General features: G+C 59.9%; 21 protein-coding genes. 11 read left to right on the forward strand and 10 right to left on the reverse strand.

The window, feature by feature from the left end:
- Positions 1-3 precede the first annotated feature (3 nt).
- The 7 genes from J0G10_RS09235 (at position 4) to J0G10_RS09265 (ending at position 5,445) form a co-directional block, all read left to right on the forward strand.
- Positions 4-1,992, forward strand: coding sequence for a heme lyase CcmF/NrfE family subunit (locus tag J0G10_RS09235; RefSeq protein ID WP_220558332.1), 1,989 nt, complete (start codon positions 4-6; stop codon positions 1,990-1,992).
- Positions 1,989-2,525 carry a DsbE family thiol:disulfide interchange protein gene (locus J0G10_RS09240; protein WP_093439831.1) on the forward strand — a complete coding sequence of 179 codons (537 nt, stop codon included), beginning with the start codon at positions 1,989-1,991 and terminating at the stop codon, positions 2,523-2,525. Before J0G10_RS09235 ends, J0G10_RS09240 begins: the two co-directional genes overlap by 4 nt.
- Complete coding sequence (locus J0G10_RS09245) at positions 2,522-2,992, forward strand: cytochrome c-type biogenesis protein (protein WP_220558333.1); 471 nt, start codon at positions 2,522-2,524, stop codon at positions 2,990-2,992. Before J0G10_RS09240 ends, J0G10_RS09245 begins: the two co-directional genes overlap by 4 nt.
- Positions 2,989-4,191, forward strand: a complete 1,203-nt coding sequence (ccmI, locus tag J0G10_RS09250) for a c-type cytochrome biogenesis protein CcmI (RefSeq protein ID WP_220558334.1) — start codon at positions 2,989-2,991, stop codon at positions 4,189-4,191. Before J0G10_RS09245 ends, ccmI begins: the two co-directional genes overlap by 4 nt.
- Before the next feature lie 25 nt (positions 4,192-4,216).
- The gene (locus tag J0G10_RS09255; protein ID WP_016987493.1) at positions 4,217-4,621 is read left to right on the forward strand and encodes a hypothetical protein; all 405 of its coding nucleotides are present in this window, start codon (positions 4,217-4,219) and stop codon (positions 4,619-4,621) included.
- Between the two features lie 207 nt (positions 4,622-4,828).
- A complete protein-coding gene (locus J0G10_RS09260) occupies positions 4,829-5,041 on the forward strand; it encodes a type II toxin-antitoxin system HicA family toxin (RefSeq protein ID WP_095050205.1) in 213 nt (70 codons plus the stop codon).
- Positions 5,041-5,445 (forward strand): type II toxin-antitoxin system HicB family antitoxin, encoded by a 405-nt coding sequence (locus J0G10_RS09265; RefSeq protein ID WP_064390887.1) that lies wholly within the window; start codon positions 5,041-5,043, stop codon positions 5,443-5,445. The genes J0G10_RS09260 and J0G10_RS09265 overlap by 1 nt, the downstream gene beginning before the upstream one ends.
- A 69-nt stretch (positions 5,446-5,514) precedes the next feature.
- Here the strand turns inward: J0G10_RS09265 and J0G10_RS09270 are convergent, their stop codons facing one another.
- Positions 5,515-6,702, reverse strand: a complete 1,188-nt coding sequence (locus J0G10_RS09270; RefSeq protein ID WP_095050206.1) for an MFS transporter — start codon at positions 6,700-6,702, stop codon at positions 5,515-5,517.
- Between the two features lie 241 nt (positions 6,703-6,943).
- Between J0G10_RS09270 and J0G10_RS09275 the strand changes: the two genes are divergently transcribed.
- Complete coding sequence (locus J0G10_RS09275) at positions 6,944-7,564, forward strand: DUF5666 domain-containing protein (protein ID WP_220558335.1); 621 nt, start codon at positions 6,944-6,946, stop codon at positions 7,562-7,564.
- 238 nt (positions 7,565-7,802) lie between these two features.
- Here the strand turns inward: J0G10_RS09275 and J0G10_RS09280 are convergent, their stop codons facing one another.
- From J0G10_RS09280 to gcl, 8 genes are all read right to left on the reverse strand, one after another.
- Positions 7,803-8,801 carry a sulfate ABC transporter substrate-binding protein gene (locus J0G10_RS09280; RefSeq protein WP_007950301.1) on the reverse strand — a complete coding sequence of 333 codons (999 nt, stop codon included), beginning with the start codon at positions 8,799-8,801 and terminating at the stop codon, positions 7,803-7,805.
- A gap of 201 nt (positions 8,802-9,002) precedes the next feature.
- On the reverse strand, positions 9,003-9,827 hold the full coding sequence (locus J0G10_RS09285) for an ion transporter (protein ID WP_007919942.1): 825 nt from the start codon (positions 9,825-9,827) through the stop codon (positions 9,003-9,005).
- Between the two features lie 21 nt (positions 9,828-9,848).
- Entirely contained in the window at positions 9,849-10,763 is a 915-nt protein-coding gene (locus J0G10_RS09290; protein ID WP_095050208.1) for an urea transporter, read from the reverse strand.
- Between the two features lie 136 nt (positions 10,764-10,899).
- Complete coding sequence (pyk, locus tag J0G10_RS09295; protein ID WP_095050209.1) at positions 10,900-12,315, reverse strand: pyruvate kinase; 1,416 nt, start codon at positions 12,313-12,315, stop codon at positions 10,900-10,902.
- Positions 12,312-13,586, reverse strand: coding sequence for a glycerate kinase type-2 family protein (locus J0G10_RS09300; RefSeq protein WP_095126518.1), 1,275 nt, complete (start codon positions 13,584-13,586; stop codon positions 12,312-12,314). The genes pyk and J0G10_RS09300 overlap by 4 nt, the downstream gene beginning before the upstream one ends.
- 163 nt (positions 13,587-13,749) lie before the next feature.
- On the reverse strand, positions 13,750-14,643 hold the full coding sequence (locus J0G10_RS09305; protein WP_007919937.1) for a 2-hydroxy-3-oxopropionate reductase: 894 nt from the start codon (positions 14,641-14,643) through the stop codon (positions 13,750-13,752).
- A 152-nt stretch (positions 14,644-14,795) separates the two neighbouring features.
- The gene (gene hyi, locus J0G10_RS09310) at positions 14,796-15,578 is read right to left on the reverse strand and encodes a hydroxypyruvate isomerase (protein WP_095050211.1); all 783 of its coding nucleotides are present in this window, start codon (positions 15,576-15,578) and stop codon (positions 14,796-14,798) included.
- A 138-nt stretch (positions 15,579-15,716) separates the two neighbouring features.
- Positions 15,717-17,492, reverse strand: coding sequence for a glyoxylate carboligase (gcl, locus tag J0G10_RS09315; RefSeq protein ID WP_007919935.1), 1,776 nt, complete (start codon positions 17,490-17,492; stop codon positions 15,717-15,719).
- A 268-nt stretch (positions 17,493-17,760) separates the two neighbouring features.
- Between gcl and J0G10_RS09320 the strand changes: the two genes are divergently transcribed.
- Together J0G10_RS09320 and J0G10_RS09325 are read left to right on the forward strand one after the other, a co-directional pair.
- A complete protein-coding gene (locus J0G10_RS09320) occupies positions 17,761-18,201 on the forward strand; it encodes a GlcG/HbpS family heme-binding protein (RefSeq protein WP_095050212.1) in 441 nt (146 codons plus the stop codon).
- A 211-nt stretch (positions 18,202-18,412) separates the two neighbouring features.
- Positions 18,413-18,871 (forward strand): REP-associated tyrosine transposase, encoded by a 459-nt coding sequence (locus J0G10_RS09325; RefSeq protein WP_095050213.1) that lies wholly within the window; start codon positions 18,413-18,415, stop codon positions 18,869-18,871.
- A 131-nt stretch (positions 18,872-19,002) separates the two neighbouring features.
- On the opposite strand, the gene J0G10_RS09330 is transcribed toward J0G10_RS09325, so the two are convergent.
- Positions 19,003-19,608 (reverse strand): TetR/AcrR family transcriptional regulator, encoded by a 606-nt coding sequence (locus J0G10_RS09330; protein WP_007919931.1) that lies wholly within the window; start codon positions 19,606-19,608, stop codon positions 19,003-19,005.
- Positions 19,609-19,743: 135 nt separating this feature from the next.
- On the opposite strand from J0G10_RS09330, the gene J0G10_RS09335 reads away from it, so the two are divergent.
- Positions 19,744-20,658 carry a DUF808 domain-containing protein gene (locus tag J0G10_RS09335; RefSeq protein ID WP_220558336.1) on the forward strand — a complete coding sequence of 305 codons (915 nt, stop codon included), beginning with the start codon at positions 19,744-19,746 and terminating at the stop codon, positions 20,656-20,658.
- Positions 20,659-20,695 lie beyond the last annotated feature (37 nt).

Here is a 20,695-nt window from a genome sequence, read left to right on the forward strand (position 1 = left end):
TCGATGACGTCGACGATTTTTATTCCTGAGCTCGGCCATCTGGCGATGATTCTGGCCCTGTGTTTTGCCCTGGTGCAGGCCGTGGTGCCATTGGTCGGTGCTTGGCGTGGCGACCGTTTCTGGATGAGCCTGGCCCAGCCGGCGGCGTGGGGCCAGTTTGCTTTTCTGCTGTTCGCGTTCGGCATTCTGACCTACGCGTTCATGACCGATGACTTCTCCGTCGCGTATGTGGCGAACAACTCCAATACCGCGTTGCCGTGGTATTACAAATTCAGCGCGGTGTGGGGCGCCCACGAAGGTTCGTTGCTGCTGTGGGCACTGATTCTCGGTGGCTGGACCTTTGCCGTGTCGGTGTTCTCGCGGCAGTTGCCGCAAGTGATGCTCGCCCGCGTCCTGGCGGTGATGGGTATGATCAGCACCGGCTTCCTGCTGTTCCTGATCCTCACGTCCAACCCGTTCAAACGCATCCTGCCGCAAATGCCCAGCAATGGCGCCGACTTGAATCCGTTGTTGCAAGACATCGGCCTGATCGTGCATCCGCCGATGTTGTACATGGGTTATGTCGGCTTTTCGGTGGCGTTCGCTTTTGCCATCGCGGCATTGATGGGCGGTCGCCTTGATGCGGCGTGGGCACGCTGGTCGCGTCCATGGACCATCGTCGCCTGGGCCTTCCTCGGCATCGGCATTACCCTCGGTTCGTGGTGGGCCTATTACGAACTCGGCTGGGGCGGTTGGTGGTTCTGGGACCCGGTGGAGAACGCCTCGTTCATGCCTTGGCTGGTCGGCACCGCGCTGATTCACTCGCTGGCGGTCACGGAAAAACGTGGCGTGTTCAAGAGCTGGACGGTGTTGCTGGCGATTGCCGCGTTCTCGCTGAGCCTGCTCGGCACCTTCCTCGTGCGTTCCGGCGTGCTGACCTCGGTGCATGCGTTTGCCTCTGACCCGGAGCGCGGCGTGTTCATCCTGATCTTCCTGTTGTTTGTGGTCGGCGGCTCGCTGACGCTGTTCGCCCTGCGCGCACCAGTAGTCAAGAGTCAGGTCGGTTTCAACCTGTGGTCGCGGGAAACCCTGCTGCTGGGTAACAACCTGGTACTGGTCGTTGCTGCATCGATGATCCTGCTCGGCACGCTCTATCCACTGATTCTCGATGCCCTGAGCGGCGCGAAGATGTCGGTCGGCCCGCCGTACTTCAACGCGCTGTTCATCCCGTTGATGGGATTGCTGATGGTGGTGATGGCGATCGGCGTGATCGTGCGCTGGAAAGACACGCCGGTGAAATGGCTGGCCGGCATGCTGACCCCGGTATTGCTCGGCAGCGTCGCGCTGGCCGTGGTGGCTGGTGTCGCTTACGGCGATTTCAACTGGGCAGTGATCGCGACCTTCCTGCTGGCCGCGTGGGTGTTGCTCGCGGGCGTGCGCGACATCGTCGACAAGACTCGCCATAAAGGCCTGATCAAAGGCCTGCCAACCCTGACCCGTAGCTATTGGGGCATGCAGATCGCCCACCTCGGCATCGCCGTGTGTGCGTTGGGCGTGGTGTTGTCGAGCCAGAACAGTGCCGAGCGCGATCTGCGTCTGGCGCCGGGCGAGTCGATGGACCTGGCCGGTTATCACTTCATCTTCGAAGGCGCCAAGCACTTCGAAGGGCCGAACTTCACCTCCGACAAGGGCACCATTCGGGTGATCCGCGACGGCAAGGAAATCAGCGTGCTGCACCCGGAAAAACGCCTGTATACCGTGCAGAGTTCGATGATGACCGAAGCCGGGATCGACGCTGGTTTCACTCGCGACCTCTACGTTGCCCTCGGCGAGCCGCTGGACAATGGCGCATGGGCGGTGCGCGTGCACGTCAAACCGTTTGTGCGCTGGATCTGGTTCGGCGGTTTGCTCACAGGTTTGGGTGGTTTGCTGGCGGCGCTGGATCGACGTTATCGGGTCAAGGTGAAAGCCAAGGTGCGTGAAGCACTGGGCATGACGGGAGCGGCTGCATGAGACGTTGGTTGATGCTGGTGCCACTGGCGATTTTCCTGCTGGTGGCGGTATTTCTTTATCGCGGTCTGTACCTCGATCCGGCGGAACTGCCGTCGGCGATGATCAACAAGCCGTTCCCGGAGTTTTCGTTGCCGGCAGTGCAGGGCGACAAGACCCTGACCAAGGCTGACATTCTCGGCAAACCGGCGCTGGTCAATGTCTGGGGCACCTGGTGCATTTCCTGCCGGGTCGAGCATCCGGTGCTGAACAAACTCGCCGAGCGTGGCGTGGTGATCTACGGCATCAACTACAAAGACACCAACGCCGATGCCTTGAAGTGGCTGGCCGAGTTCCACAATCCGTATGCGCTGGATATCCGCGACGAAGAGGGCTCGCTGGGCCTCAATCTGGGTGTGTACGGTGCACCGGAAACCTTCTTCATCGACGCCAAGGGCATCATTCGTGACAAGTACGTTGGCGTGATCGACGAGCAGGTCTGGCGCGAAAAACTCGCCGCCAAGTATCAGGCGCTGGTCGACGAGGCCAAGCCATGAAGCGCTTTCTGGCTGCCGTGGTTTTGGGCTTGAGTCTGGCCGGCGTCGCCCATGCCGCGATCGATACGTATGAGTTCGCCAAAGAAGGTGATCGCGAGCGTTTCCGTGAACTGACCAAGGAACTGCGCTGCCCCAAGTGCCAGAACCAGGACATCGCCGACTCCAACGCGCCGATTGCCGCGGACCTGCGTAAAGAGATTTTCCGCATGCTCGGCGAGGGCAAGGACAACCAGCAGATCATCGACTTCATGGTTGATCGCTACGGTGATTTCGTCCGCTACAAACCGGCGCTCAACGCCAAGACCGCACTGCTGTGGTTCGGCCCGGCCGGGCTGTTGCTCGGTGGTTTGGTGGTGATCGCGGTGATTGTCCGTCGTCGTCGCGGCCAGCGCGCCGAAACCCTGCAAGCGCTGTCCAGCGAAGAGCGTCAGCGCCTCGACCAACTGTTGGATAAAAACCAAGAATGATTGATTTCTGGCTTGCCGCAGGGCTGTTGCTTCTGGTCGCCCTGAGTTTTCTGCTGATCCCGGTTTTGCGTGAGCGTCGCGCCCAGCGTGAAGAGGATCGCACTGCCCTGAACGTCGCGCTGTATCAGGAGCGTGTCGCCGAGTTGCAATCGCAACAGGCTGAAGGTGTACTCGACGCGGCACAAATGGACAGCGGCCGTGCCGAGGCGGCGCGTGAGTTGCTGGCGGATACCGAAGGCGTTGCCGCACCGCGTGTGTCCAAGCTGGGTAAACCCTTGCCGTTGTTGGCGGCTGTGCTGGTTCCGGTGTTGGGCCTGGGTCTCTATCTGCATTTCGGCGCTGCCGACAAAGTCGAACTGACCCGCGAATTCGCCCAGGCACCGCAGTCCATGGAAGAGATGACCCAGCGTCTGGAACGTGCTGTCGCGGCGCAACCGGACTCTGCGGAAGGCCTGTATTTCCTCGGTCGTACTTACATGGCTCAGGAGCGTCCGGCGGACGCAGCGAAGATGTTTGAACGCGCCGCGAATCTGGCCGGTCGTCAACCGGAACTGCTCGGCCAGTGGGCGCAGGCGCAGTATTTTGCTGATGGCAAGAAGTGGTCGGCGAAGATTCAGGCCCTGACTGACGAAGCACTGAAGGCCGATCCGAAAGAAGTCACCAGCCTCGGTCTTCTCGGCATCGCTGCGTTCGAAGGCGAGCGTTATCAGGAAGCCATCGATTACTGGAACCGCTTGCTGGCGCAATTGCCGCCGGAGGACAACTCCCGCGCCGCACTGCAAGGTGGGATCAAACGCGCCGCCGAGCGTCTGGAAGCCAGCGGTGGCAAGGTTGCTCAGGCGCCCGTAGCCGCGAAAGCCGCGCTGTTGAAAGTCAGCGTCAATCTGGCCAGCGAACTCAGAAGCAAAGTGCAACCGGGTGACAGCGTGTTTATCTTCGCCCGCGCCACCTCTGGCCCGCCGGCACCGCTGGCCGCCAAGCGTCTAACCGTGGCCGATCTACCGGTGACCGTCGAACTGGGCGATGCCGACGCAATGATGCCGCAGTTGAAACTGTCGAACTTCCCTGAAGTCCAACTGGTTGCGCGCATCTCCCGCGCCGGCCAACCGACTGCCGGCGAGTGGGTCGGTCGCAGCGGCCCTCTGGCCAGCAGCACCACTGCGCTACAAAAACTGACCATCGACAGCCCGGACAAATAACCGGACACAACAGGAAAGCACCGCCATGCACACCATCGCCCGAATCACAGTCCTCACACTGGCCCTGGGCTTGAGTGCATGTGCGGTGCAACGACCGGAACCGACGACCAACCTGCCGCCGATTCCGCCGTCACAACCGAGCCCGACGCCGTCGACCTCGCCAACCCCGGGCAAAAGCATCCCGGCGAAACCGGCAAAACCCGTCCCGCGCACCTCAGCCAGCTTCGCCCCACCACCGGGCGGCAACAGCCACTGGGACCAGAAACTCGGCGTCTACGTCCTCGACGACCAGACCAACACCTTCTACCGCCAGCGCACCTACTACCGCTGGAACAACGGCTGGAGCCGCTCCGTCAGCCCCAATGGCCCGTGGGAAGACACCAACATCCACGGCGTGCCACCGGGGTTGGGCAAGCAGTTCGGGCAGTGAATGCAAACGGCGATCTTCGGATCGCCGTTTTGCTGTGTGCCTGTTGGGTTCGCACAGAAATTGCTCAAGGAAGTGCTGCGTAAAGCTCAGGATCTAGCGTTTCAATCACACTCTGTAAAACAACCGGACGTCGCTCTGTGGATTTTCGTGCTTGAGTAAAGATAACTCTAGGGTTACTTTTAATGGGCCGGGGCAAGGAGGCGATTGGTGCAAAGCAGGTTATTGATCAAGGAGCTGGAGGAGGCGGGTTGGACGCTGGACCGGATTACCGGCAGTCATCACATTTTCAGGCACCGTTACAACCCTTACACGATTCCCGTTCCTCATCCGAAAAAGGATTTGCCGTTGGGGACAGTCAAAAGCATCAGGAGACGTGCCGGGTTGTACAACCCGCCAGCCAGTTTCGAAGGAGATCCATAATGCAATATCCAATCTGTATCGAGTGGGGAGACGAGAACACTGCCATCGGTATTCAGATCCCCGATATTCCCGGCGCCGTTACAGCAGGGGATAGCTTTGAAGATGCCTACAAGGCGGCAGTTGAAGTCGCCCACATCATGCTGCAGGAGATTGCGGCGGACGGGGAGTCGATTCCTATGCCGACTTCGGCATCCGCTCATCGCAGTAATCCGGACTTTGCCGACATGGGATGGGGCATGCTCGAGCTGGACATTTCGCCCTATCTCGGCAAGACCGAGAAGGTCAACGTAACGCTGCCCGGTTATGTGATTCAGCGCATCGATCGTTATGTGCGCGAACACAACGTCAAAAGCCGCTCCTCCTTTCTGGCAGACGCGGCGATGGAGAAACTGGTTCGCTATTAAGCTTCATCGCTCCTCCAGGTTCAATCAATTGCCTGTGGGAGCGAGCCTGCTCGCGAAGCTTTTGGCGCCTTATGCCGTCGCCAATGAACCACGCTGCGAAACACTCAAAAACCGCAACAACGCCAACAGCGGGAACGCACTTCCCACAATCACGATCCACAACCAGCCGCCATGTTCATACACCGCACTGGCCACCGACGAGCCGAAGGCGCCGCCTATGAAGATGCTGGTCATGTACAGCGCGTTCAAGCGACCACGGCTTTTCGCATCCAGCGAATAGACCGCACGCTGGCCGAGGACCATGTTCATCTGCACGCAGAAGTCGAGGACCACGCCGGTCACGGCCAGACCGATCACGCTGTAGGCCGGGTGGATGAAGGCGGGCAGGAAGCTCAGGCTGGCGAAGACCATGGCCAGCAGCGAGGCGATGCGGGTGTGGCCAGCGTCAGCCAGACGTCCGCTGATTGGCGCGGCGATGGCACCGATGGCGCCGACCAGGGCGAAGATCGCGATCTCGCTTTGCGACAGACCATGGTTACGCGCCAGTTCCAGCGGCACGGCAGTCCAGAACAGGCTGAACGTGGCGAACATGCAGCCCTGGTAAAACGCCCGTTGGCGCAGTAACGGTTGCTGGCGCAGCAACGTCCACAGCGAACCGATCAGTTGGCCGTAGGTGGCGCTATGATCCGGTTGGCGCTTGGGCACGGTCAGCGCCAGCACTACGCTGATCGCTGCCATCAGCGCTGCGGCAATCATGAACATCGCCCGCCAGCCCAAGTGGTCGGCAACCACGCTCGACACCGGTCGCGCCAACAGAATACCCAGCAGCAAACCACCCATGATCCCGCCGACGACCCGGCCACGGGATTCTTCCGGTGCCAGATGCGCCGCCAGTGGAATCAGGATCTGTACCGACACCGAGCTAAAACCGACCAGCAACGAGATCAGCAGAAACACATTCGGCTGATCGGTAAACGCCGCCGCCAACAGGCTGGCAATCGCCACCACGGTGGTGATGATCATCAACCGGCGGTTCTCCAGCAGATCACCCAGCGGCACCAGAAAGAACAGGCCCAGCGCATAACCGATCTGCGTCAGCGAGACGATGAAGCTGGCCATGGTGTCGCTCAGGCCGATATCGGGCGCGATGAGGCCGATGATCGGCTGTGCGTAGTAGATGTTGGCAACGATGGCGCCGCAGCAAAAGGCGAACAGCAGCACCATGCCTCGGGTCATTGCGTGAGTGGTGGTGGTCATAAGGTTTCTCGATCCAGCGAAAGAATGCGCTAAGGCTATGGGGCAAACCGGATGGGCAGAAGACGCCTTCGGTTGATATCAGTTATTCCGTTGCGCAATGACGGGGTGCTAGCGGCGTGTCATCCATCGGCGGACCTTGCGTCCGACCGTTGCGGGTCGATGATACATTCACTTACATCCTGTTCGATAGCGTGCTTATGTTTGCATTGGCTTGTTCAACATTCATGACCGGAGGATTGCAATGTTTCGACAGACGCTTCGCCACACCGCAACGATTGCCCTGATCAGCCTGCTCGGCGCGATGAGCGCACAGGCCGCCGACGCACCGGGGATGCGCCTCGGCGTGCGCGGCGAGATCACCGGGGTCAGCGCCGACAGCCTCAAAGTCCACGTCAACAGCGGTGAGAACGTGGTGATCCAGTTGACTGGTGACACCAAAGTTCGCGCGGTCACCCTGGCCAATATCGAGGACATCAAACCCGGCAGTTACATTGGTTCGGCGGCGATGCCTCAGGAGGATGGAACGCTCAAGGCACTGGAGGTGCATGTGTTTCCGCCGGAACTGGCGGGCAGCGGCGACGGCCATCGGCCGTTCGATCTGGCCAAGGGCAGCAGCATGACCAATGGCAGCGTCGGCGACCTGGTGGTGAGCAACGGGCGGGTGCTGACGGTGAACTACAAGGGCGGGCAGCAGAAGATTCTAGTGCCGGAGGATGTGCCGATCGTCAATCTGGTGCCCGGGGATCGGAGTTTGCTGAAGGTTGGGGTGAAGATTGTTACGTTCGTCACGCAGAGTGGGGATGGCACGCTGACGGCGCAGTCGATTTCTGCGGGTAAGGATGGGGTGACGCCGCCGATGTAAAAGCCCCTCACCCTAACCCTCTCCCAAAAGGAGAGGGGACTGATTGGGGGATGCTTGAGAGGTACACCGACCTGAACGTGCTGTGGTGAATCCATAATCGATAAGGTCTTTCAGGTCGATGTAATTCGCCAGACACCTCGGTTGGCTCCCTCTCCCTCCGGGAGAGGGCTGGGGTGAGGGTAAGGCGGCCACAAAAAAGGCGACCACTGTGGGTCGCCTTTTTATGTCAGCTCAAGCCTTACTGCCCGCTATAAATCTGATCGAAAACCCCACCATCATTGAAGTGAGTCTTCTGCACCGTACGCCAGTCACCAAACGTTTTCTCCACCGAAAGGAAATCAACTTTCGGGAAACGATCGGTGTACTTCGCCAGCACCGCCGGATCACGCGGACGCAGGTAGTTTGCCGCCGCAATCTCCTGACCTTCCGGCGACCACAGGTACTTCAGGTACTCATCCGCCGCTGCACGCGAGCCTTTCTTGTCGACCACTTTGTCGACCACCGATACCGGCGGCTCAGCCTCAGCCGAAACGCTCGGGTAAACCACTTCGAACTGATCACGACCAAACTCGCGGGCAATCATCTCCGCTTCGTTTTCGAAGGTCACCAGCACGTCGCCGATCTGGTTGGTCATGAAGGTCGTGGTGGCGGCGCGGCCACCGGTATCCAGCACCGGCGCTTGCTTGAACAGTTTGCCGACGAAGTCTTTGGCCTTGTTTTCGTCGCCACCGTTCTTCAGCACATAACCCCAGGCCGACAGGTAGGTGTAGCGGCCATTGCCCGAGGTTTTCGGGTTTGGCACGATCACTTGCACGCCATCCTTGAGCAGATCCGGCCAGTCTTTCAGGGCTTTCGGGTTGCCTTTGCGCACGATGAATACGGTGGCCGAGGTGAACGGTGCGCTGTTGTTCGGCAGACGCGTGACCCAATTCTCCGGGACCAGTTTACCGTTGTCGGCGAGGGCGTTGATGTCGGTGGCCATGTTCATGGTGATGACGTCAGCCGGCAGGCCATCGATCACCGAACGCGCTTGCTTGCTCGAGCCGCCGAAGGACATCTGTACGGTGATGTTTTCGTTGTGCTCGGCTTGCCAGTGTTTCTGGAACGCAGTGTTGTAGTCCTTGTAGAAATCGCGCATCACGTCGTAGGAAACGTTGAGCAGCGTCGGGGCTGCCTGAGCGATGTTGGCCAAGGCCAGGCCGGCGGCGAGAAGTGAGGCGCCAAAGAGTTTTTTCACTGCGCATTCCTTGTTGTCTATTTATGTAGGAGCTGCCGAAGGCTCGGGCCGCGTTCGGACGATCTTTTGATTTTGTTTTTACAACATCAAGATCAAAAGATCGCAGCCTGCGGCAGCTCCTACAGGTTCGGGGGTGATGTTCAATTGCCACTGACTATAACGGCGCGCGCATAGTCGTTTAAAGATTAAAAAGCTCTTTGCTTATTCCAGTTTCTTAAACAGCGCATTGCCGCATCGCGAGCAAAACGCGGCGCCATGTTCATGGCTGTTTTTCTTGCACACCGGGCAATCGTGTTGCAGCTGTTCGCCGCGCATGGCGTTGGCCAGTTCGGCGGTGAAAATCCCGGTCGGCACGGCGATGATCGAGTAACCGGTGATCATCACCAGCGACGAAATCACCTGGCCCAGCGGGGTCTTCGGCACGATGTCACCGAAGCCCACGGTGGTCAGCGTGACGATCGCCCAATAGATGCCTTTGGGAATGCTGGTGAAGCCATGCTCGGGGCCTTCGATCACATACATCAAGGTGCCGAACACCGTCACCAGGGTGCAGACGCTGACCAGAAACACCACGATCTTCTGCTTGCTGCCGCGCAGCGCCGACATTAGATAATTGGCTTGCTTGAGGTACGGGCTGAGCTTGAGCACGCGGAAAATCCGCAGCATGCGGATGATCCGGATAATCAGCAGGTACTGCGCATCGCTGTAATACAGGGCGAGGATGCCCGGCACGATCGCCAGCAAATCCACCAGCCCGTAAAAGCTGAAGGCGTAGCGCAACGGCTTGGGCGAGCAGTACAGACGCAGGATGTACTCGCCGAGAAAGATGATCGTGAAGCCCCACTCGATGTAGGCCAGCACGTCGGCATAGTTCTGGTGAATGCTGTCGATACTGTCGAGCATCACGATCACCAGACTGGCGAGGATGATCAACAGCAGGATGCCGTCGAAGCGACGCCCGGCGCGGGTGTCGCTCTGGAAAATCATCACGTAAAGCCGTTCGCGCCAACTGTTGCTGCTGTCCATGGATAACGCCTGAATCGAAGATCAGCGCAGCCTAGGTTGATTCTCCCCATGAGCGCAAGGCGCACGCCCGACGCTGGCTTTGCCGAGCATCTGAATCCCGGCGCGGATCAGCCAGCCGGCGAGGATGAACGGCGCGGTCAACGTGGCGAGGCCGACGGCGGCAAACAGCGGTGTAACCAGCAGCGCTAACACGATGCCGACCAGCGGCAGCCACGGTTGTTGGCGTTGCGCGGAGAAGGCGAGGGCGGCGAGCACGGCGTTATAGCTGCCGAGGCCTAAAAGTGCAGCGCTGGTTTCGTGGTGTAGCAGACTGGAGCCGAGGCCGATCGCCGACGCCAGCAGCGCCCAGCAGAATGCACGGCGATCAGCGATCAGCAAACCGACGGCGATCAATGCGCCGGCCAGTGGATGACCGAGGAACATCACCTGACCCAAGCCGCGCAGTTCAGCGGCGAGCAGGTTCAGCGTGTTCATCTCGATGTGCGCCATCGGCGCCGACGGCTCGGCGAACAGTAGCAGGATCCAGCTCATGGCCACGAACGGTGAGGTGTAGGCCGGTATGGAGCGGCTGCTGTAGACGTGTTTGAGCCATTGCTGCGTGACCATTGCGCTCAAGCCGCCAGCGGCAAGAATCAGCGGTGGCAGCATTGGCGACCAGGGGAAATACAGGCTCAGCAGCAGGCCGAGCAGCACGCCGTTGTAGCTGAACAGTCCGGCCTGGCGATCAGCCTTGGCGTAGTTGCGCCGTTGTGCGGTGAGCAAACCGGCGACGGCACCGAGCAGCGCACCGGCGAACAGCACCGGCGCGGTCAGCAGGATCGCCAACAGGCACAGCAGGCCGCACAGCGGATGGCGCTGGAGGAATATTTGACTGAAACCGTTGAGCAAAGCCTCGGCCCAGTCGGGGCAGTGGGTGTTGAAGTGATTGGCAGGCATGGCATGTCATTCGATACTGATCGTTCCCACGCTCTGCGTGGGAATGCCTCATAGGACGCTCTGCGTCTGCTCTTGGGACGCAGAGCGTCCCGGGCCGCATTCCCACGCGGAGCGTGGGAACGATCATGGTGGGCGGTTAAATCAATGTTTCGATCCGCAGCGAGTTAGTCGACCCAGGCTGCCCGAACGGCACCCCCGCAGTGATCAGCAGTGTGTCGCCGCGCTCGGCCATACCCTGCGCCTGGGCGATTTCCAGCGCGGTGGAGCAAACCTCATCGACCTGACGCAGGCGATCGTTGACCACCGAATGAATGCCCCACGCCACGCTCAAACGCCGTGCGGTCTGCAGGTTCGGCGTCAGGTTGAGGATCGGCGCTTTCGGCCGTTCCCGCGCTGCACGCAAACTCGACGCACCGGACTCGCTGTAGTTGACCAGCACCGCCACCGGCAGCACGTTGCTGATACGACGAATCGCGCAGCTGATCGCATCGGAAACGGTCGCTTCAGCTTTCGGCCGGCTGACGTCGAGTTGGGTCTGATAATCCGGGCCGTTTTCCACCTGGCGAATGATCTTGCTCATCATCTGCACCGCTTCGAGCGGGTATTCACCGGACGCGGTTTCCGCCGACAGCATCACCGCATCGGCGCCTTCGGCCACGGCGTTGGCAACGTCAGTCACTTCGGCGCGGGTCGGGGCAGGGGAGAAGCGCATCGACTCAAGCATCTGCGTCGCCACCACCACCGGTTTGCCGAGTTCGCGGCAGGTGGTGATGATGTTCTTCTGAATCTGCGGCACGCTTTCGGCCGGCACTTCAACGCCGAGATCGCCACGGGCAACCATGATCGCGTCGCTCAGTTCAGCGATTTCGCGCAGTTGCTCAACGGCCGAAGGCTTCTCGATTTTCGCCATCAAAAAGGCTTTGTCGCCGATCAATGCGCGGGCTTCGATGATGTCTTGCGGGCGTTGCACAAACGACAGCGCGACCCAGTCCACACCCAGTTCCAGACCGAAGCTCAAGTCACGACGATCCTTGGCAGTCAGTGGGCTGAGGTCGAGCACTGCTTGCGGCACGTTGACGCCTTTGCGATCCGACAACTCGCCGCCGTTGAGCACGGTGGTGTCGATCGCGTCAGCGTATTTGGTGACCACACGCAGACGCAGTTTGCCGTCGTCGAGCAGTAGATCCATGCCGGCTTCCAGCGCGGCAATGATCTCCGGATGCGGCAGATTCACTCGGCGTTCATCGCCCGGTGTTGCGTCCAGATCAAGACGGAACGCCTGACCACGATGCAACTGCACCTTGCCGTCGGCGAACTTGCCGACGCGCAGTTTCGGTCCCTGCAAGTCCATCAGAATGCCCAGCGGGTAGTTGAGCTGGCGCTCGACTTCGCGGATCCACTGATAGCGCTTGGCGTGGTCGGCGTGATCACCGTGGCTGAAGTTCAGGCGGAAGATGTTGACCCCGGCTTCGACCAGTTCACGGATGTCTTCGATGCCATCGACAGCAGGCCCGAGGGTGGCGAGGATTTTGACCTTTTTATCAGGCGTCATGATTTGCAGCTCTCAAGGATCAGGATGGCGCGGAAGTCGTTGACGTTGGTGCGGGTCGGCTCGGTGACGATCAGCGCATCAAGCGCCGCGAAATAGCCGTAGCCGTTGTTGTTATCCAGCTCGTCGCTGGCGCTCAAACCGAGGGCGGCGGCACGGGCGTAGCTGTCCGGGGTCATGATTGCGCCGGCGTTATCTTCCGAGCCGTCGATGCCGTCGGTGTCACCGGCCAAGGCGTAAACCCCGGGCTGGCCTTTGAGGCTGTCGGTGAGGCTAAGGAGGAACTCGGCGTTGCGTCCGCCACGGCCATTGCCGCGCACGGTCACGGTGGTTTCGCCGCCGGAGAGAATCACGCACGGTGCCGCCAATGGCTGGCCGTGATGGATGATCTGGCGGGCGATACCGGCGTGGACCTTTGCCACTTCGCGCGATTCGCCTTCGAGGTCGCCGAGGATCAGCGTGCTGAAACCGGCCTGACGGCATTTCACCGCCGCAGCGTCCAGCGATTGCTGAGGGCGAGCGATCAACTGGAAGTGGCTGCGCGCGAGGCTTGGATCACCGGGTTTGACGGTTTCCGACTCAGGGCTTTGCAGCCAGGTGCGTACCGAAACCGGAATCTCGATGCCGTAGCGTTTGATGATCGCCAGCGCTTCGGCGGAGGTGCTTGGATCGGCCACGGTCGGGCCGGAAGCGATGACCGTGGCGAGGTCGCCCGGTACATCGGAAATCGCGTAGGTGTACACAGTGGCAGGCCAGCAGGCCTTGCCGAGGCGGCCGCCCTTGATCGCCGAGAGGTGCTTGCGCACGCAGTTCATCTCGCCGATGGTCGCGCCGGATTTGAGCAGGGCTTTGTTGATCGATTGCTTGTCGGCGAGGGTGATGCCTTCGGCCGGCAACGCCAGCAGGGCAGAGCCGCCACCGGAGAGCAGGAAGATTACGCGGTCGTCCTCGGTCAGGTTGCTGACCAGTTCCAGCACGCGTTTGGCCACGGCCAGACCGGCAGCGTCCGGTACCGGGTGGGCGGCTTCGACCACTTCGATTTTTTCGCACGGGGCGCCGTGACCGTAACGGGTCACCACCAGGCCTGTGACTTCACCTTCCCAGCAGCGCTCGACCACTTGCGCCATCGCCGCGGCGGCTTTACCGGCGCCGATGACGATCACCCGACCGCTGCGATCAGCAGGCAAATGGGCTTCGAGGACTTGGTTCGGATGAGCCGCGTCGATGGCTGTGGCAAACAGCTCGCGCAGCAGTTGTTGCGGATCGACCGACATGGCGGGCTCCCAATCTTATTGTTCTTGGTTAATGCTGATGATCGTTCCCACGCTCTGCGTGGGAATGCCTCAATGGACGCTCTGCGTCCGCTTCGGCAGGGACGCGGAGCGTCCCGGGCTGCATTCCCACGCAGAGCGTGGGAACGAGCGACGGGGCAGTGGCTTATTTGTTGTCGCGAATCGAGAAGTTGGCCATGTGTTCCAGACCCTTGATCAGCGCCGAGTGGTCCCAGTTGCTGCCACCGATGGCCGCGCAGGTGCTGAACACTTGCTGGGCGTTGGCGGTGTTCGGCAGGTTGATGTTCAGCTCTTTGGCGCCTTGCAGGGCCAGGTTCAGATCCTTCTGGTGCAGGCTGATGCGGAAGCCTGGATCGAAAGTGCCTTTGATCATGCGCTCGCCGTGCACTTCAAGGATCTTCGAGGAGGCGAAACCACCCATCAGTGCTTCACGCACCTTGGCTGGATCGGCACCGTTTTTCGAAGCGAACAGCAGGGCTTCAGCAACGGCCTGAATGTTCAGCGCGACGATGATCTGGTTGGCGACTTTGGCGGTCTGACCGTCGCCATTGCCACCGACCAGGGTGATGTTTTTGCCCATGGCCTGGAACAGCGGCAGCGCGCGTTCGAAGGCATCGGCGTCGCCACCGATCATGATGCTCAGGGTCGCAGCTTTGGCGCCGACTTCACCACCGGACACCGGTGCGTCGAGGTACTGCGCGCCTTTCTCGTTGATCTTGGCGGCGAACGCCTTGGTCGCGGTTGGCGAGATCGAGCTCATGTCGATGACGATTTTGCCTTTGCTCAGGCCTGCGGCAACGCCGTCGGCGCGGAACAGTACGTCGTCGACCTGCGGGGTATCCGGGACCATGACGATGATGAATTCAGCTTCCTGCGCCACTTCGCGCGGGTTGGCCAGGGCGACGGCGCCAGCGGCGACCAGGTCGGCCGGGGCGGCGTCGTGGTGCGCGGACAGGAACAGGCTGTGACCGGCTTTCTGCAGGTTCGAAGCCATTGGGTGGCCCATGATGCCGGTGCCGATAAATCCGATTTTAGCCATGAGAAAATCCTCTTGTTTTTATTGCTGCTTCAAGCAAAAAGGGAGCTGCTTTTATGTAGGAGTGAGCCTGCTCGCGATTCAGGCGCTGAGGTACATCAGGTGTACCGAGGTGAATTCATCGCGAGCAGGCTCACTCCTACAGGGGATCTGCGTCAGATTGCGTTGTGGGTTTTCAGCCAGCCGAGGCCTGCTTCGGTGGTAGTCAGCGGCTTGTACTCGCAACCCACCCAACCCTGATAACCGATGCGATCGAGGTGTTCGAACAGGAACCGATAGTTGATTTCACCAGTGCCTGGTTCGTTGCGCCCCGGGTTGTCCGCGAGCTGCACATGGTTGATCTCGCCCAGGTGCGATTGCAGGGTGCGGGCCAGATCGCCTTCCATGATTTGCATGTGATAGATGTCGTATTGCAGGAACAGATTGGCGCTGCCGACCTGCTCGCGAATCGACAGGGCTTGCGCCGTGTTGTTCAGGTAGAAACCCGGAATGTCGCGGGTGTTGATCGCTTCCATCACCAGTTTGATGCCCGCTGCCTGCAGCTTGTCGGCGGCGTATTTCAGGTTGGCGACGAAGGTCTTTTCCACCGTGGCATCGTCAACGCCTTGCGGACGAATACCGGCCAGGCAGTTGACCTGGGTGTTGCCCAGCACTTGCGCGTAGGCAATCGCCAGATCGACCCCGGCGCGGAACTCTTCGACCCGATCCGGCAGGCACGCGATACCGCGCTCGCCCTTGGCCCAGTCACCGGCCGGCAGGTTGAACAGCACTTGGGTCAGGCCGTTGGCGTCGAGCCTGGCCTTGATTTCAGCGGAGCTGAAGTCGTACGGGAACAGGTACTCGACACCGCTGAAACCAGCCTTGGCGGCGGCGTCGAAACGGGCAAGGAAATCCTGTTCGGTGAACAGCATGGACAGGTTGGCTGCGAAACGCGGCATGGTGGTCTCCCGTTCTAGATTCTCGTTCCCACGCTCTGCGTGGGAATGCCTCAATGGACGCTCTGCGTCCGCTTTGGGACGCAGAGCGTCCCGGGCTGCGTTCCCACGCAGAGCGTGGGAACGATCAGCGGTCAGCAGTTAATCGAGCAGCGAAATCGCCGTTGGCGCATCGTTGCCGACCAGCGCCAGGTCTTCGAATTCGTTGACGGCGTTGATCTCGGTGCCCATGGAGATGTTGGTTACACGCTCCAGAATGATCTCGACGATCACTGGCACCTTGAACTCTTCGATCATCTGTTCGGCCTTGCGCAGGGCAGGGGCGATTTCCGAGGGCTCGAATACACGCAGCGCTTTACAGCCGAGGCCTTCAGCCACTGCGACGTGGTCAACACCGTAACCGTTGAGTTCCGGCGCGTTCAGGTTATCGAAGGACAGCTGCACGCAGTAGTCCATTTCGAACCCGCGCTGCGCCTGACGGATCAGACCCAGGTACGAGTTGTTCACCACGACGTGGATGTACGGCAGTTTGAACTGAGCGCCGACCGCCAGTTCTTCGATCATGAACTGGAAGTCATAGTCCCCCGACAGGGCCACGACTTTCCGGCTCGGATCGGCCTTCACCACGCCCAGCGCTGCCGGAATGGTCCAGCCCAACGGACCGGCCTGGCCGCAGTTGATCCAGTGACGCGGCTTGTAGACGTGCAGGAACTGCGCGCCGGCAATCTGCGACAGACCAATGGTGCTGACGTAGCAGGTGTCCTTGCCGAACACCTGGTTCATTTCTTCGTAAACGCGCTGTGGTTTCACCGGCACGTTGTCGAAGTGGGTCTTGCGATGCAGGCTGGCTTTGCGCTGCTGGCAGTCTTGCAGCCAGGCACTGCGGTTTTTCAGCTTGCCGGCGGCTTGCCATTCACGGGCCACTTCGATGAACACGGTCAGTGCAGCAGCGGCGTCGGAAACGATGCCCAGATCCGGCGTGAACACGCGGCCGATCTGCGTGCCTTCGATGTCGACGTGAATGAACTTGCGGCCTTCGGTGTAAACGTCAACCGAACCGGTGTGACGGTTGGCCCAACGGTTACCGATACCCAACACCACGTCGGATTTCAGCATGGTCGCGTTGCCGTAACGGTGCGACGTCTGCAGACCGACCATGCCGACCATCAATGGGTGATCGTCCGGGATGGTGCCCCAGCCCATCAGGGTCGGGATTACCGGGATGCCGGTCAGCTCAGCGAATTCAACCAGCAGATCGCTGGCGTCGGCGTTGATGATGCCGCCGCCGGCCACCAGCAATGGACGCTCGGCCTGATCCAGCAAAGCCAAAGCCTTCTCGACCTGAACGCGGGTCGCGGTCGGTTTGGCCAATGGCAGCGGCTGGTAAGCGTCGATGTCGAATTCGATTTCGGCCATCTGCACGTCGAACGGCAGGTCGATCAGCACCGGGCCAGGACGGCCGGAGCGCATTTCAAAGAACGCTTTCTGGAACGCGTAAGGCACTTGGCCCGGTTCCAGAACAGTGGTCGCCCACTTGGTGACTGGCTTGACGATGCTGGTGATGTCGACAGCCTGGAAGTCTTCCTTGTGCATACGGGCGCGGGGTGCCTGGCCGGTAATGCAGAGGATTGGAATCGAGTCGGCCGAGGCGCTGTAGAGCCCGGTGACCATGTCGGTACCGGCAGGGCCGGAAGTACCGATGCACACGCCGATGTTGCCGGCCTTGGTGCGGGTGTAGCCCTCGGCCATGTGCGAGGCGCCTTCCACGTGGCGAGCAAGGACGTGATCGATGCCACCGACCTTCTGCAAGGCGGAGTACAGCGGGTTGATGGCAGCGCCCGGGATGCCAAAAGCGGTATCAACCCCTTCACGGCGCATCACCAGAACGGCGGCTTCGATTGCTCTCATTTTGCTCATGGTTTTGTGTCTCTTTACGTTTTGTAATTGTATACAAGTGGCTTTGCGCAGAGTGTATTCACGGCGGACGGCGCAGGTCAATCCATTTTCTCAAGCGCCTGTTTCATTCGTCGGAAGCCTGTCTGACTGTGGCTTTTCGTCGCATGTGGCGCTTTTCTAGAATTATTGTATACAAAAAAATAACTCATTGTGTTCTATTTGTTGCATCGGGCTGCGGCAGAAAAACGCAGGCCCACGACTTTCCCTATAACAAAATGAGGACGGCACCATGAGCGCTTTAACCTTGAAAGTCGCAGTCAACCTGGTCAACCAAGCCATCACTGCAGGGCGCGGCATCAACGCCGCGCCGCTGACCATCGCGGTACTCGATACCGGCGGCCACCTGATCACCCTGCAACGCGAAGACGGCGCCAGCCTGCTACGTCCGAACATCGCCATCGGCAAAGCCTGGGGGGCGATTGCCCTGGGTAAAGGCTCACGCCTGCTGGCACTGGATGCACAACAACGCCCGGCGTTTATTGCCGCACTCAACAGCATGGGCCAAGGCAGCGTCGTGCCGGCACCGGGTGGTGTGTTGATTCGGGATCAGGCGGGGAATGTGCTGGGCGCGATCGGCATCAGCGGGGATTTGTCGGATATTGATGAGCAGGTGGCGATCAGGGCGGTGGAGGCGTTGGAGTTGCGGGCGGATGCGGGGGTGGCTGCCTGATCATTAGCGTCTGACCGAAAGTCATCGCTGGCAAGCCAGCTCCCACAAGGTTCTCTGTCGTATTGAGATTTTGTAACCAATACAAAACCCTGTGGGAGCTGGCTTGCCAGCGATGGCGGCTAGACTGACACATCATGAAAAAAGACAGATCCAGCCAAATAGATCGCTGAGGTCTAGCCTTTTGATGAACTCATCATGAAGGGGCAATGGATTGCCTGATCTTCCTGCTTCACATCGCCTGCGAGCCGGCCGCTATGCCGAGCCGAATCGAATCTATTTACTGACTACCAACACACTTGGTCGAGAACCGATCTTTGCCGATTTCGCTTTGGGCAGATTGGTCGTTCATCAGTTTCGTCGTGCGCAAAATCTTGGACTAGCAAAATCACTGGCCTGGGTTGTTATGCCGGATCATTTTCACTGGCTGATCGAACTGGAAAATTGTTCGCTCAAAAAACTGATGCGCGAAACCAAGTCGCTGGTTACGCGGGAAGTGAATATGTCCATCCACCGGAAAGGACCGCTTTGGCAGCAGGGTTTTCACGACCGTGCGCTGCGGCGGGAAGAGGATCTGGTGAAAATGGCGCGATATGTCGTAGCTAACCCTTTACGGGCGGGACTCGTCGAAGAGATTGGCGACTATCCGCTGTGGGATGCAGTCTGGCTTTAACAATTTTGAATGGAGTTGCCTCCATCGCTGGCAAGCCAGCTCCCACAAGGATTTGTGTTGGTTGCTAAATCTGAATTCAACACAAAAACCTGTGGGAGCTGGCTTGCCAGCGATGGCGTCTCCGCAAAACTTCAGTCCGGCTCACACCCCTTCAACACCAACCGGATTATCGTCTGCGCCGCCGCTTCATAATCTGCCTCGTCCAGCTTGTCCTTGCCGGTCACCGCAGAAATCTGCCAGTCAAAGTCGGCGTAGGTCTGGGTCGCGGCCCAGATGCTGAACATCAGATGATTAGGGTCGATCGGGGCAATTTGCCCGCGGTCGATCCAGCTCTGGATGCAATCGATGTTGTGCTTGGCCTGGCCGTTGAGTTGCTCGACCAGGTCGGCGCTCAGGTGTGGGGCGCCGTGCATGATTTCGCTGGCGAATACTTTCGAGGCGAAGGGCAGGTCGCGGGAGATGCGGATCTTCGAGCGGATGTAGCCGCTCAGCACTTCGCTCGGTACGCCGTCCGGATTGAACGGAGTCGAGGCCTGCAAAATCGGCACGATGATGCTTTCCAATACCTCGCGGTAGAGGTTTTCCTTGGACTTGAAGTAGTAGTAGACATTGGGCTTGGGCAATCCCGCCTTGGCGGCGATGTCGCTGGTTTTGGTCGCAGCGAAGCCTTTGTCGGCAAACTCCTCACTGGCGGCACGCAGGATCAGTTCTTTGTTGCGCTCGCGGATTGTGCTCATAAACCCGGTGGTTCCTTGCCTGTTCTGGCGGTTGCGCATGGTAGCACCGGCCTCGCGCAGCGCTCAAGAATGCCCCGCGTGGTCTAAGGTCGCGTTATGCTTCGCAACATTCATACATAAAAGGAAACAGGATTCATGGCAGGAAGCAGTTTGCTGGTGCTGGTCGACGATATTGCCACCGTGCTGGACGACGTGGCGTTGATGAGCAAAATGGCCGCCAAGAAGACCGCCGGCGTACTCGGCGATGATCTGGCGCTCAACGCCCAGCAGGTCTCCGGCGTGCGTGCCGAACGGGAAATCCCCGTAGTCTGGGCCGTGGCCAAGGGCTCGTTCGTCAACAAACTGATTCTGGTTCCATCGGCGCTGGCGATCAGTGCGTTCGTGCCGTGGTTGGTCACGCCATTGTTGATGGTCGGTGGTGCGTACTTGTGTTTCGAGGGCTTCGAGAAGCTCGCGCACAAGTTTTTGCACAGCGCGGCTGAAGATGAAGCCGAACATGCGCAACTGACTGAGGCGGTAGCGGATCCGGCGACCGATCTGGTGGCGTACGAGAAGGACAAGATCAAAGGCGCGATTCGCACCGACTTCATTCTCTCGGCAGAGATTATCGCGATCACTCTGGGCACCGTGGCAACTGCCTCGCTGACTCAGCAAGTGATTGTCATGTCCGGCATTGCGATTGTGATGACGGTGGGCGTGTATGGACTGGTGGCGGGCATCGTCAAACTCGACGACCTCGGCTTGTGGCTGACGCAAAAGCCTGGGCAGTTGGCGAAGAAAATCGGCAGCGCCATTCTCAGTGCCGCGCCGTACATGATGAAAACCCTGTCGGTGGTCGGCACGGCGGCGATGTTCCTGGTCGGTGGCGGCATTCTCACCCATGGCGTGCCGGTGCTGCATCACTGGATTGAAGGCGTTGGCGCGGCGGCCGGCAGTGTCGGGTTTGCGGTGCCGATGTTGCTCAATGGTGTGGCGGGGATCATCGCTGGTGCTGTGGTGTTGGCGGTGGTTTCCGTTGTCGGCAAAATCTGGAAAGCCCTGAAAAACTGACATTCAACACAAAACCCTTTGTAGGAGTGAGCCTGCT

It is taken from the genome of Pseudomonas germanica, from assembly GCF_019614655.1.
Taxonomy (GTDB): domain Bacteria; phylum Pseudomonadota; class Gammaproteobacteria; order Pseudomonadales; family Pseudomonadaceae; genus Aquipseudomonas; species Aquipseudomonas neuropathica.